This window comes from Colwellia sp. E150_009 (assembly GCF_053543955.1).
The window spans coordinates 43,823-57,354 of sequence record NZ_JBHFOM010000026.1; the positions used below are offsets into that span (position 1 = coordinate 43,823).

The window sequence follows — 13,532 nt, forward strand, 5'->3', positions numbered from 1 at the left end:
ATGAGTAACGGGACGGCACATAGAACAAATAAACCAAGCAATAGCCAAGTTATTAAAAAGCTAGTCTTGGTGGTTTTTGCTATGTTTGGTTTTGGCTTTGCATTAGTGCCTTTGTATGATGTTTTTTGTGATATTACGGGGCTAAATGGTAAAACTAATACAGTTGCTGCATTGTATACGGATGATGGTATTGATACATCACGTTCCGTAAAAGTGCAGTTTATTACACGAATGGCTAAGGGAATTCCTTGGCAATTTGAACCTGTAATCAATGAAGTATCAGTGCATCCTGGTGAAATGAAGTTTGTAAATTTTTACGCTAAAAATATATCACAACACGATATTATCGGCCAAGCAGTCCCCTCTGTTTCTCCTGGGTTGGCCGCTGGATATTTTCAAAAAATAGAATGCTTTTGCTTTACACAACAGCCGCTAAAAGCGGGTGAAGAAGTAAAGATGGGCTTACAGTTTTATGTTGACCGTGAGCTACCTGTTGAGATTAACACACTGACGTTGTCATACACCTTGTATGACATTAGCGGTAAAGAAAACTCTTAAAGCATTGATAACTTTGTTAGCTATTGTAGCTATCAGAGGTAAATAGAATAATAGAGAGGGAACCAAAATGACAACAAAAGAATACGAAAGTTATTATGTACCAGCACAAAGCCACTGGCCAATAGTCGGTGCCGTGGCATTATTTATGATTGCGATTGGTGCCGCTAATTATGTGACAGACATTAAAAACGAAACAAGCGGCTTTGGCGGATATATATTATTAGCTGGTATTGCTTTGGTTATTTATATGGTGGTTGGTTGGTTTAGTAATGTTATTAATGAATCGATGGCAGGAAAGTATAGCCACCAGATGGATCATTCCTTTAGACAGGGTATGAGTTGGTTTATCTTTTCTGAAGTTATGTTTTTTGCGGCATTTTTTGGGGCTTTATTATATGCACGCACGTTCTCAGTACCTTGGTTAGATGGTGCAGGAAATAATGCCATGACAGGTGCTGTATTGTGGCCCGAATTTACAGCAACATGGCCATTAACTAAAACTCCAGGTGGTACTGAAACTACAGGTATGGGATGGTATGGCTTACCGCTATTGAATACGGTGTTGTTATTAACCTCATCGATTACGGCTCACTTTGCTCATGTCGCGTTAGAGAAAAATAATCGTCCACAATTAAAAGCCTGGTTAGGGCTCACTATTATATTAGGCTTAGCGTTTATTTTCTTTCAAATACAAGAATATGCCCATGGCTATTCTGATGAAATGCAATTGTATTTAACCAGTGGAATTTATGGTAATACCTTTTACATGCTAACTGGCTTTCATGGTATGCATGTAACACTCGGTTGCATTATGCTAATAGTAATGTTTTTCAGAGTGTTAAAGGGGCATTTTACGCCAAATAATCATTTTGCATTTCAAGCAGCAAGTTGGTATTGGCACTTTGTTGATGTGGTGTGGGTATTACTCTTTGTATTTGTCTACATTCTTTAATTGTTAATGCGTTACTAAAGCCACTATAGTTTCATCGAAGATTACATATTGACTAGCATCAACTTCGTGTCTTCATTTTGCTCTAGCGAATTTAGCTTAGCATGAATGGATTAAATCGATAAAGTACATAAGAGATATAACTGATCGAATTTTAATAAGGTCTTGGGTTTGGAGTGATTAATCCAGTGAATAAGCCTATCAGTAGTAATACTACGATAGCAACGGAGACCAAAAGCCTACGGCCAATATATTTCGTCATAGAAGGTTGGTTTGGATCTGGTTTTTTGTTCATAAGGAGTAAAGCGCGAAACAGGTTGTAAACCATAAATATCATTAATGCGATGATAACGATTTTAAATAACATACTCTTGTACCCTAAGAATTAGCGCGTTGTAAGGACTTTTTTTAATGCCAAGTAGTACTTCTTATATTTTAGAAGAACAGAAAAAAAGCAACATCACTAAGTTTAATTTACTGTGGTTGATTGTTACTGTGCTTGTTTTTTCAGCATTAGTAAAGCTTGGCTTGTGGCAAAGTGCTAGGGCATTAGAAAAGGAACAACGATTAGCGAAAATTGAAAAATTAAGTAACCAAAAGCCAGTATCGTTAACACAGGTACTCGCACTTTCAACGGATAGTGAGTCTGACATTAATGATTATCCTGTTTTTATTGATGGTGAATTTAATGAAAAAGAGTTGTTTTTATTAGACAACCAAGTGAATAAAGGGCGTTTAGGATATCGTGTATATCAGGTTGCTAGAACAAAAGAAAATGCAGTGTTGATAAATTTAGGCTGGGTACAAGGCTCAATCAACAGGGATGAATTACCTAACATTACAGCACTGCGTGGTAGACAAAAGTTTAAAGGCAATGTTCGTTTAATTGAAAAAGGTATTTTATTGCAAGAGCAGGTGTTTTCAAAAGTAACTTGGCCATTACGAGTACAGCAAATTGAACTAGATAAATTTTCTGTAATAATTAATCGCCCACTCTTGCCCTTTATTGTGTATGTAGACAAAAATGAAGTCGTAGGCTTTGAAAAAAATTGGCAGCCTATTGTTATGCCACCAGAAAAACATCGCGCATATGCTTTTCAATGGTTTAGTCTGGCACTTGCTTGGTTATTACTGATGTTATGGGCTAAATTTGGTGGTAATAGAGTAAAGAATAAAAGCAATAATATAAATAAAGTTAAGGCGGATTAGTATGAGTTCTATGCAAGATAAAACTTTAGTTACTCAAACAAAAGATATTCAAAAAAAGAATCGACGAAGCTTTTTCTTGATGATTACTATTTTTGTTCTGCCAATTATATTGGCTAAATTTGCATTAAACGGACAGTGGTTAGCCACAGGCGTTACTAATAAAGGTACGTTGCTAACCAATGAATTAACGTTAGAAGATTTAGGACTAGATCCAGCAACGTTTACTCATCATTGGTTAATTGTATATAACCTCCCTACGAACTGTGAGGTTGATTGCCAAAAAACACTTTCTGTTGTTCATAATACTTATATCGCCTTAGGCAAGGACAAGCCTAGAGTTATTCCTGTTGCTTTATCTCATAAAGATCTATCAGTAGATCAAAGACAACATCTTTCAGGAAGTCAATGGCAGTTAATGTCAATGCCGACTAAAGGCAATAATATTATCAACCAATCTCAAATTTTCATTGTTGACCCGCTTGGTAATGTGTTTTTAAGTCATCAAATTCCCGATAATACTGAGCAATTACCACAGTTTGGTAAACAGATTTTGGCCGATATGAAAAAGCTGCTTAAATACTCAAAGGTTGGTTAGTATGAATGAGCAAGTCTTGTCTACTCAGCAAAGCAGTGTTATTAGAAAATTAGTGTTTATTAGCATTTTAATGGCATTTGTGGTTGTTGCTTTAGGTGCGTATACACGATTGACGCATGCAGGTTTAGGTTGTCCAGATTGGCCCACCTGTTATGGCTTCATTGATGTACCAGAAACCTTAGAGCAAATTGCCAAAGCCGAGTTAGCTTATCCTGAGCATCAGATTGAACCAGAAAAAGCTTGGAATGAAATGATTCACCGCTATTTTGCTGGCACCTTAGGTTTGCTTATTTTGGCGATTGCTTTTTTGTCGTTTAAAAACCGTAAACAAGGAACCCCTTTGTGGTTGCCACTGTGTATTCTATTGGTTGTTATTTTTCAAGCGGCATTAGGAATGTGGACAGTGACCATGAAATTGATGCCTGTTGTGGTGATGGGGCACTTATTGGGTGGCTTTACAACACTATGTTTGCTGTTTCTACTTTATTTACGCTTATGGCCAAAGCAAAAACCGAAGTCAGCATTGTCGGTAAAAAAATATAGCAGGTATGCTTTGTTAGGTATTATTATTTTGGTGGGTCAAATAGCGTTAGGCGGTTGGACTTCGTCAAACTATGCTGCATTAAGTTGTGTTGAATTACCTATTTGTCAACCAGGGTGGCAAGCCCATATTGACTTTACAAACGCTTTCAAATTAATACCACCTGAGCGAGAAAGTTATGAATTTGGTCATTTAGAGCACGAAGAACGCGTTACCATACATGTAATGCACCGTTTTGGCGCTATTGTAACAACCCTTTACTTAGCGTGGCTTGTTGTGATGATTTATCTTAAAGATAGCACTAATACGTTAAAACCCACTGCGATACTTGTTGGTTTAGCATTAACTAGCCAGGTATTACTTGGCATGTCTAATGTTTTGTTTTCATTGCCGTTGTCAATTGCGGTTGGTCATAATGTTGTTGCTGTTTGTTTGTTGATGGCATTGATTAGTCTGACTTACCGTATCCGCTGCAAAATATAAGCGATAGAATAGGAAATATTATGTCTGATGAAGCTATAAATGAAACACAAATGACGTCGTTAATAATACCTAAATGGCGTGCATATTATGATATTACCAAGCCTAGAGTGGTTGCTTTATTGGTACTAACAGCTGTTGTGGGTATGAGTTTATCAGTGCCTGGAGGATTACCATGGCAATTATTTTTACCTGCTATGTTAGGGATAGGCTTATTATCTTCAGCAGCAGCGGCAATAAACCATATTGTTGACGAAAAAATAGATGCTATTATGGGGCGAACACATAATCGTCCTTTACCTGAAGGAAGAATAACAGCGTATAATGCAATAATATTTGCTGTTAGTATTGCTTTACTAGGCTTTATATTACTTTATACGTTGGTTAATCCATTAACTGCATTTTTAACACTTGCAGGCTTAGTGGGTTATAGTTTTGTGTATACCTTATATTTAAAACGCGCTACACCACAAAATATTACTATTGGTGGTTTAGCTGGCGCTATTCCACCTTTGCTGGGGTGGACTGCAATGACAAATGAAATTCACCCACACGCATTATTATTAGTCTTGTTAATTTTTACTTGGACGCCACCACATTTTTGGGCATTGGCTATTCATCGTAAAGACGAGTACGCGAAAGTAAACATTCCTATGTTACCCGTAACGCACGGTATTAACTTTACTAAAACCCAAATTTTGTTTTATACCGTGTTATTGTTTATTGTTGGCTTGTTACCTTATTTGGTGGGTATGAGCAATTGGTTATATTTGATTGGTGCCGTGGTATTAAACTTAATTTTCTTTGGTTACGCATGGAAGTTAAAATTTAATGCTGATAAGAATACGGCTATGGACACGTTTAAATTTTCGATTATTCATTTAATGGTGTTGTTCATCATTTTATTGCTCGACCATTATTTATTACCCGTAGGATAGAATTACTTAGTTATGAGAAAATTTGTTATTTACATCGCGGGGTTATGTGCCGTTATTATTGGTATTTTGACCTTTAAACAGGTTAATGAGCTACCTCAGCCAGAGTATGCGCTTCATTATCAACAGCCAAGAGAGATAAAGCCCTTTGAATTAACCGACCATAATGGTCAGTTATTTTCTAAAGAACAGTTCAATGGTAAATGGTCGTTGATTTTTTTTGGTTACACATCTTGCCCTGATGTTTGTCCTACAACCTTACAAAATTTAGGTTTTATTTATGATGATCTCAAAGCGATTGCTGCTAATAGCCAAGTGTTGTTGGTGAGTGTTGATCCACAGCGAGACACCCAAGAAAAATTAAGTCAGTATATTGCTTATTTTAATGCTGAGTTTATTGCGTTAAGAGGGGGACATGAAGCACTTTTCCCTTTTGCACGTAATTTGGGGTTAATGTATGCGATAACTGGTAAAGATGAAGATTATTTAGTTGATCACAGTGCATCGATAGTATTGATTAACCCTGATGGTAAAATTACGGCTATTTTTAAGCCAGAACAAGCCATAGGAAAAGTCCCTAGTATTGATAGTGATAAGTTATTGAGTGATTATCAGAAAATAGTCGCACTGTATTAATAATCCTATTTAATGTTAGTAATTACTATTATTTGTAGGTAGAAGTCAGCTCATGGTGAAAAGCGTATTCAATTAAAGTGGGTACCATCCGCCATCTTCTTCTAACACAAACCAAGGTTTTGAGTACCAGTAAAAACGGCCAGGTTTACTTATACTAGCCGCTGTACAATTACAACGAACCCTACCCGTAGGTAAGTGACTGTTAAAATGTATAGTGACGTAATTCTTGTCTTGCCATTTTATTTTTTGTTTACCTAATCCAGAAATATAACAGTTAAAATCTGATTTATTAAAATCATCTACTTCAACAGTAAAAGATAGTTTGGATACTTGTTTGTGTTGCACAATAGTTTCAGTATTATTGCCTTTTAATTGGATAGTAAGAGGTAAGGAATTTAACTTATCTCGTAAACTTTCAATTTCGTCGTATGGCATAGAAGCAGGGAAACGTGGCACACTCGTTAAATCAGTATATAAACCTACAGCGCCAGATTGTTGTGAAAAGGCTATGAAGTCATTCTCTCTTACCCAGTTTTGTATTTCAGGATCATACTCTCCGTATGGATAAGCATAATATCGCCAACTTTGGCCTGTTTTTTCCTTAATCATTGATTCAGCTTTTAATAATAATTTAGTTTCTTTAGCTAACCATTGAGCTTGGGGTAAATTATTTTCTCCCCGAATAACCGAGCTATGATCAAAGCCGTGATTGGCAATAATAACCCCTTTGTCCGCTAAAGGTTTTAGTTGTGACCAAGACAGATTAGAGGGGAAATTTTGATTAATAGTATCAGGGTTAACGAAAATAGTATAAGGGTAGCCAAATCGGTCAAGTAAAGGCGTTGCATGATTTAGTATATCAACATAAGCATCGTCAAAGGTAATTGCGACAGTTTTATCTTTAATAGGTTGCTGGTTTTTAATTTTTTCTATAATTTGTGATAGTGGTACTACGTTAAAATTGTGTTCTTTTAGGTAGGTTAAGTGAGCCTCAAATTGTGTTGGTGTTATACTTGTATTTTTAGGTGCTGTATTACTGACATGGTGATATTGTAAAATGACGGCACCAAAAGCCGATGCATGAATGAAAAGCAAAAGTATGACAGCAAGTATTAATTTCATGAAGTCTCTCTTATAAAAGCGATAGGCTAAAACTGCTTTTTTTCATTATAATACCTAACAAAATAGAGGTTATGGTTAGAATATAATCTAATCCAAGCTTTAATCAATCTTTTTTGGGTTTTAAATTAGGAATACTAGTACTACCCATAGCTTTTAAAACAACACCAATAGCAAAGCATATAAAGGTAATAGCGCCCATTGCTGCTTTATATTCTTCAGATACTTCACCAATATAGAGTAGTGTTATCACCACACCAATGGCTGCGCAGGCAAAACTGATGTTGGCTACGATTATCATTATTTTTTGCCAAAAATGTTTTGGGTGGTGTTTAACTGTTTCCATGCTGGTTACCTTATGTAGTCTTTAAATGTATTCTAGTTGATTTTTTATTGATAGGCTTGATAAGCGTCAACATATCTCAATCTTTTATCCTTCTATTAAGTTGTTTTTTGGCAAATGTATAAGGTTATCTTTGCCAAAATCCAACCACAGAGTAAGCCTAAGGTATTTGCTAGCATGTCTAGCCATTCGCCATATCGGTTAACATAAGGTTGAATTAATTCAATTGCACCACTAAAAGCAACAAATCCAATGACAATAAAAACAGTATTTTTAGGTTGTTTTATTACTGTAGGAAAAATTAATGCCGCATAAGCGACAAAATGGTGTGTTTTGTCTGTACCAGGTACATTGGGTAAAGATGTGGCGGGCCATAATGATAATGTTGAAATGCTAGCAATGAGTAAACAAGTTAGCATAAGCCAATATTTTTGGATGAAGTGGATCATGGTATTTTATTTGTCGTAGTAGGATGCCGTTTAGGTTTATTTCTATTAAGAATAGTAAACCAACGATTTGCAAATATTCCTAAATACCCCCAAGCAGCAATTATGCAGGCAAACACTATGATGATAATACCGAGAACCTGCCATAAGTGGTGATAAAAGTAACCCACAGCAATAAAGCATAACCCCACGATAAAAAGGCCAAATCCACATAAAAAAATTGTTAAACTTCGTTTGGGGTTTTGGCCTAATCTAGCGAGCAAATTATACATAAGCTTTATTGAAAATCAGCAGGTTTTAGTAATAAGAATGGTCACCGCGTTGATGTTCAGTAACATCTCTAACGCCTTTTATTTCGCCACCCATAATATCAATTAACTGTGTTTCAATACCATCTTTTACAGTAACATCAATTTGGCTACAGCCGTTACAGCCACCACCAAATTGTAATACAGCATAACCATCATCAGTGATTTCTACTAAGGTACATTCACCGCCATGCCCAGCTAATTGAGGATTAACTTCGGCTTGTAAAAAGTAATGTACTCGTTCAAATAATGGCGCATCATCTGCTACTTTACGTAATTTTGCATTAGGCGCTTTTAAGGTTAGTTGAGAACCCATTTGGTCAGTAATAAAATCAATTTCAGCTTCTTCTAAATAACTTTTACTATCGGCATCAACCATGGCTGAAAAACCGTCGAAAGGTAATTCTATATCGTCAGGCTCTACTGCATCAGCAGGGCAATATGAAACTCCGCACTCGGCTTTAGCCGTTCCAGGATTAACAACAAATACACGAATATGGGTGCCCTCTGCTTGTTGAGAAAGCAGTTTAATAAAGTGCTCTTGGGCTGTGGGTGATATAGTGATCATAATACGGTAACTCGCTTGTTTGCTTTATTTTGAAACAGAATATACTCAAACCTTCTCAAAATACAATACTCACAAGATATTATCAGTGAGAACCAAAAGGCTTGGGTATACTTGAGTATTTTACTCAAGTATGGACATTTTACGCTGCAATCTTGTGATGTGCTAATGATTTTTATGCTTTTATTTGTTATTTTATTACGGTTCATCAAATCAGGATTTATTATGTCATTGTATCGCGCTTTTACTTTTTTATTTTTATTGTTACCAAGTTGCTTTTTGTGGGCTCAACCCGTACAAAAGTATTTGCCTGAGCAGGCAACGTTTAACACCAAAATACCTGTACCGAGTGAAACTTTGGGTTTCTCTATTGGAGAACGTCATTTAAGACATGATCAATTAAAAGCGTATTTTAATAAGCTAGCGCAGCATTCAACTCGAATTAAAACGACGAGTATTGGCCGCACGTCACAGTTACGAGAACAATTTTTAGTGACTATTTCAAGTCCTGAAAATCTTGAAAATTTAGACAATATTCTTGCTCAACGGCAGGTGCCCTATCAAAGTGAAAGCGTTAAATTATCTGATGACCCTTTAGTTATTTGGCTTGGTTATAGTGTTCACGGAGATGAAATAAGCGGCGCTAATGCGGCGATGGTAGTCGCCTATTATTTAGCGGCCACTGAAGAGCAAACCATAGAAAATTTATTGGCTAATACTATTATTGTATTAGAGCCGAGTATTAACCCTGATGGTATGGATAGGTTTGTTAATTGGGTTACAACCTATCGTGGGTCAGCAGAGAATAGTGATGCTGAACATATTGAGCACCATCAAGGCTGGGTCAGTGGAAGAACGAATCATTTTTGGTTTGATCTCAACCGTGATTGGTTGTTGTTAACACAAAAAGAGAGTGAGCATAGACTAAAATATTTTCATCAATATCAACCTCATGTTGTAGGTGATTATCATGAAATGGGAGCTAACAGCAGTTATTTCTTTCAACCTGGTATTGCTAGTAGAACAAACCCATTGACACCAAAGCAAAATATTACCTTAACTAAAGCGTTAGCAAAATTTCATGCAAAGGCATTAGACAAAGCACAGCGTTTATATTATAGCGAAGAAAGCTTTGACGATTTCTATTATGGTAAAGGCTCTACTTACCCCGATATTAATGGTGGTGTAGGTATTTTATTTGAGCAGGCTAGCGCACGAGGTATGCAACAAGAGACGATTAATGGTTTGCTTACCTTTGAATATGGTATTCAAAATCATGTTTTAACATCACTTTCAACCATTGAAGGAGCGTGGCAAAATCGTGATGTACTTAAAGCGTATAAAAAAGACTTTTATCGGCAAGCTCTATACCAAGCAAAAAAAGAAAAGTTTGATGGTTATTTGTTCAGTGAAACAAAAGATAATTACCGTTTGAATGCATTATTGAAAAAATTATCTCAACATCAAATTAATGTTTTTCAATTGAATGATGATTTCAGTTATAAAGGCAAAAACTATCGTAAAGAAAACAGCTATTATGTGCCATTAGCACAAAGTCAGTATCGTTTAATTCAAGCATTGTTTGAGCAAAGAACAGACTTCCCTGATAACACTTTTTATGATGTTTCGGGTTGGACTATGCCACTGGCAATGAATATTGATTTTCAAGCATTAGACAGTACATGGGGATTGTCGTTAGCAAAAAAAGCTTGGTCAATTAACGATATAGTTAATGTAAGTAAAATAAATACCAGCAATGAAGATTATGCTTACGCATTTGAATGGCATCATTTTTTGGCCCCAAAATTATTAAACCAATTACAAAATAAAAATATTAAAGCTAAAGTGGCAACCCGCAGTTTTGTTAGCCAAATTAAAGGCCAAGAAAGAACATTTGCTAGTGGCACGGTTATTATTCCAGCTGGTATTCAAGTAGCTGAAAATTGGCGGGAAAATCTTGCCGAACTGGCAACGAAGGAAAATATTTCACTGTTTACCATCCAGAGTGGTTTAACTAGCCAAGGCATCGATTTTGGCAGCCATTCGTTTCATTCGTTAGCACAGCCTAAAGTGCTGCTTTTAGGTGGAGAAGGTATTTCGCAATATGAAGCGGGCGAAATTCGTTATTATCTTGATGAAACATTGCACATACCAGTGAGTATTATTGAACACTCACGATTAGCTAACATAGAGTTAGCCAATTATAGTCATTTAATACTGGTTGATGGCGATTATAGTCGATTGTCTGACAAGAACATAAGCCAATTAAAACAGTGGCTGAAGCAAGGCGGTATTGTTTTTGCGCAAAAACGTGCAGCAAAATGGTTAACTAAAGAAGATGTATTGTTTGTTGATTTCATCAATAAAAAACAAATTGATAACCTGTTTGATAGTCGTGAACTCAACTATCAAGATAAAAAGAAACTTAGTGCAAGAAAGCGCATAGCAGGGGCTATTTTCGAAACAACGCTTGATACTTCACATCCGCTTGCTTTTGGGTATGACAATAAAAGTTTGCCCTTATTTAGAAACAGCACTTTAATGATGAATACAGAACAGCAATCTTTTATCACCGTAGCAACTTACAATGCTGAGCCATTATTGAGTGGCTATGCTGACAACAACTTAGTTAATCTTTTATCGCATAATGCCGCCGTTGTTGCCCATGATTATGGTAAGGGTCGTGTTATTGCTACTGCTGATGTTTTAGCATTTCGAGGCTATTGGTTAGGAAGCGCTAAGTTATTGGCAAATAGCTTGTTTTTTGCGAAAGCTTTTAGTGCGCCAATAAATTAAGGCATTAATAAATATAAATTCATTAGTGCCTTAATTATTGGGCTTTGGTAGTGTTAAACAGGCCGTTGTCACGGTAACTTTATTAATACCTGCGTGTTTTAATATTTTACTAATTTCATTGGCTGTAGTGCCTGTTGTTAACACATCATCAACCAACATAACGTGTTTAATATGACAAGGTAATTTTTTAGCTAGTTTAAAAGCCTTTGCTAAATTATTTCGTCTTTCATTACCTGTTTTTCCCACTTGGCTGATATTGTTTTTCACCCGAATTAAAGCCGTTTCATCATAGGGCAGTTGTAAATAGTTAGCGAGTGGTTTTGCCAGCAAATGAGCTTGGTTATAGCCACGAATTTTCCACTTTTGGCTGTGTATTGGTACGCTCATAACAAGATCAATAGATGATATATATTTTGCTAATAGTTCATCAGTAAATAACCGCGCCAGTGAATTGGATAGCAGTGAAGCCAGTTCAAATCTTCCTTGATATTTCAGCTGTGGTAACCATTGAGTGAATGGTGGTAAATAAGGTGAAAGACAAATTAAATGATCAAAATGAATGTTGGGTAAAGCTTTATTTATTGCAGGCCAATTGAGTAAGTCATTTTGAATTATTTCTTGTTTAAAAAGTGGTAAATCCGCAAAACAGGATGAACAGATTAATGTTTGGTGATATAAGGGTTGCTGACAGAGGCTTGGTGCTTGTGTAGGCGTACTGTTTAAATTGTTACCACATAAGTCACATTGACCTACTGACAATAAAAACTGCCTATACAGTTTTTGAATTTTTCTTTGCCATTCTATTATTTGCCATTTCATTGTTATCATCCGTTTTGTAAAATGGGCGTCATTTATTTATTCCCTTAGAGATGAGCATGGCAGAAACTCTCAATATTTCCAGTTCTTCTGATTTACAGCCTTTAGAAACGAGTGAAAAAATACCGTTAGTTTTACTTCATGGTTGGGGGCTTAATTCTGCTGTGTGGCAGCCGTTAATTGAAAGCTTACCTGATGACTTTACTCAATTTTTTAATGTTGTTACGTTAGATTTACCTGGTTTTGGTGTGAATGTTAGTGTAGATATAACTCCTTATTCCTTAGCAAATATCTGTCAGAGCATTACTAACACAATTACCAAGCCAGCCATTTATGTGGGGTGGTCACTTGGAGGCTTAGTCGCAACTGAAATGGCGTTGCGCTTTCCTGAAAAAGTATTGGCTTTGATCACTGTAGCAAGTACACCTCGATTTATTGAGGAAAAGGTGCAAGTTGAAGAGAATATTCAGGTAATATGGCCAGGAATAAAAGCAAATGTACTTGCTGCGTTTCATCAGCAACTGCAAGTGAATATAGAAAAAACTATTGATGGCTTTTTAAAAATTCAAGCAATGGGAAGTCCGCATATTCGCCAAGATATAAAAAAAATTAGTCAGTTAGTTTTTCAACAGAAAATGGCAAGTCAAGCTACTCTTGATCAATCCTTAACGTTATTAGAAAGCAGTGATTATAGACACACATTGCAAAACGTAACTCAGCCATTTTTGCGCCTGTATGGTAATGCAGACAGTTTAGTGCCGAAATCAGTGATAGAAAAAGTGAATGAACTCACGCCAAAAAGTGATGTGTATATTTTTAAGCAAGCCTCTCATGCGCCTTTTATATCTCATGCGGATGATTTTAAAGAAATACTGATTCAATGGTTGATGGTGAATCTTAAAAACAAAGCGATTTAAGACAACTTAGGATCTACGATAAAATTTGAAATGAATTTGAAATATCCATGTAGGTTAGAATTTATTCTGACATGGGGCAATAAATTACCCCCTACATTGGGTGTAACACTTTTTGCTGAGTGAAGTGCGCTACCATGAAACAACATAATTTAAGGCAACTCGGGATCTACGGTCAAATTTGAAGTGAATTTGAAATATCCATGTAGGTTAGAATTTATTCTGACACGGGGCAGTAAATTACCCTTTACATTGGGGGTAACACTTTTTATTGAGTAACGTGCATTATCAAGGAACAATATAATTTAAGACAACTCAGGAT

15 protein-coding genes are annotated in these 13,532 nt (G+C 36.1%); 9 read left to right on the plus strand and 6 right to left on the minus strand.

Going from position 1 to position 13,532, the window contains the following annotated elements; translation table 11 throughout:
* Both ACE1OF_RS12390 and ACE1OF_RS12395 read left to right on the plus strand, forming a co-directional pair.
* On the plus strand, positions 1-558 hold the full coding sequence (locus tag ACE1OF_RS12390; protein WP_448894877.1) for a cytochrome c oxidase assembly protein: 558 nt from the start codon (positions 1-3) through the stop codon (positions 556-558).
* 67 nt (positions 559-625) lie between these two features.
* Positions 626-1,510, plus strand: coding sequence for a cytochrome c oxidase subunit 3 (locus ACE1OF_RS12395; RefSeq protein WP_448894879.1), 885 nt, complete (start codon positions 626-628; stop codon positions 1,508-1,510).
* A gap of 151 nt (positions 1,511-1,661) precedes the next feature.
* On the opposite strand, the gene ACE1OF_RS12400 is transcribed toward ACE1OF_RS12395, so the two are convergent.
* Entirely contained in the window at positions 1,662-1,874 is a 213-nt protein-coding gene (locus tag ACE1OF_RS12400; RefSeq protein WP_448894880.1) for a DUF2909 domain-containing protein, read from the minus strand.
* A 44-nt stretch (positions 1,875-1,918) separates the two neighbouring features.
* Here ACE1OF_RS12400 and ACE1OF_RS12405 point away from each other — a divergent pair, with 44 nt between their 5' ends.
* Genes ACE1OF_RS12405 through ACE1OF_RS12425 form a run of 5 tightly spaced genes read left to right on the plus strand, consistent with a single transcriptional unit; the run spans position 1,919 to position 5,903 of the window.
* Positions 1,919-2,716 carry an SURF1 family protein gene (locus ACE1OF_RS12405; RefSeq protein ID WP_448894881.1) on the plus strand — a complete coding sequence of 266 codons (798 nt, stop codon included), beginning with the start codon at positions 1,919-1,921 and terminating at the stop codon, positions 2,714-2,716.
* A 1-nt stretch (position 2,717) separates the two neighbouring features.
* Positions 2,718-3,311, plus strand: a complete 594-nt coding sequence (locus ACE1OF_RS12410) for a hypothetical protein (RefSeq protein WP_448894882.1) — start codon at positions 2,718-2,720, stop codon at positions 3,309-3,311.
* Position 3,312: 1 nt separating this feature from the next.
* Entirely contained in the window at positions 3,313-4,335 is a 1,023-nt protein-coding gene (locus ACE1OF_RS12415; protein ID WP_448894883.1) for a COX15/CtaA family protein, read from the plus strand.
* A 20-nt stretch (positions 4,336-4,355) separates the two neighbouring features.
* Positions 4,356-5,270: a heme o synthase gene (gene cyoE, locus ACE1OF_RS12420; RefSeq protein ID WP_448894885.1), complete on the plus strand. Its 915-nt coding sequence runs from the start codon at positions 4,356-4,358 to the stop codon at positions 5,268-5,270.
* 12 nt (positions 5,271-5,282) lie between these two features.
* Positions 5,283-5,903, plus strand: a complete 621-nt coding sequence (locus ACE1OF_RS12425) for an SCO family protein (RefSeq protein WP_448894886.1) — start codon at positions 5,283-5,285, stop codon at positions 5,901-5,903.
* 72 nt (positions 5,904-5,975) lie between these two features.
* Here ACE1OF_RS12425 and ACE1OF_RS12430 read toward each other — a convergent pair whose 3' ends face one another.
* The 4 genes from ACE1OF_RS12430 to nfuA form a co-directional block, all read right to left on the minus strand.
* Positions 5,976-7,025 (minus strand): polysaccharide deacetylase family protein, encoded by a 1,050-nt coding sequence (locus tag ACE1OF_RS12430; RefSeq protein ID WP_448894887.1) that lies wholly within the window; start codon positions 7,023-7,025, stop codon positions 5,976-5,978.
* A gap of 103 nt (positions 7,026-7,128) precedes the next feature.
* The gene (locus ACE1OF_RS12435; protein ID WP_448894888.1) at positions 7,129-7,368 is read right to left on the minus strand and encodes a hypothetical protein; all 240 of its coding nucleotides are present in this window, start codon (positions 7,366-7,368) and stop codon (positions 7,129-7,131) included.
* Between the two features lie 95 nt (positions 7,369-7,463).
* Positions 7,464-7,814, minus strand: coding sequence for a VanZ family protein (locus ACE1OF_RS12440; RefSeq protein WP_448894889.1), 351 nt, complete (start codon positions 7,812-7,814; stop codon positions 7,464-7,466).
* Between the two features lie 294 nt (positions 7,815-8,108).
* Positions 8,109-8,687: a Fe-S biogenesis protein NfuA gene (nfuA, locus tag ACE1OF_RS12445; protein WP_448894890.1), complete on the minus strand. Its 579-nt coding sequence runs from the start codon at positions 8,685-8,687 to the stop codon at positions 8,109-8,111.
* A 222-nt stretch (positions 8,688-8,909) separates the two neighbouring features.
* Between nfuA and ACE1OF_RS12450 the strand changes: the two genes are divergently transcribed.
* Positions 8,910-11,480, plus strand: a complete 2,571-nt coding sequence (locus ACE1OF_RS12450) for a M14 family zinc carboxypeptidase (RefSeq protein WP_448894891.1) — start codon at positions 8,910-8,912, stop codon at positions 11,478-11,480.
* A 30-nt stretch (positions 11,481-11,510) separates the two neighbouring features.
* Here ACE1OF_RS12450 and ACE1OF_RS12455 read toward each other — a convergent pair whose 3' ends face one another.
* Complete coding sequence (locus tag ACE1OF_RS12455) at positions 11,511-12,299, minus strand: ComF family protein (RefSeq protein WP_448894893.1); 789 nt, start codon at positions 12,297-12,299, stop codon at positions 11,511-11,513.
* Positions 12,300-12,355: 56 nt separating this feature from the next.
* Between ACE1OF_RS12455 and bioH the strand changes: the two genes are divergently transcribed.
* Positions 12,356-13,213 carry a pimeloyl-ACP methyl ester esterase BioH gene (gene bioH, locus ACE1OF_RS12460; protein WP_448894894.1) on the plus strand — a complete coding sequence of 286 codons (858 nt, stop codon included), beginning with the start codon at positions 12,356-12,358 and terminating at the stop codon, positions 13,211-13,213.
* Positions 13,214-13,532: the final 319 nt, after the last annotated feature.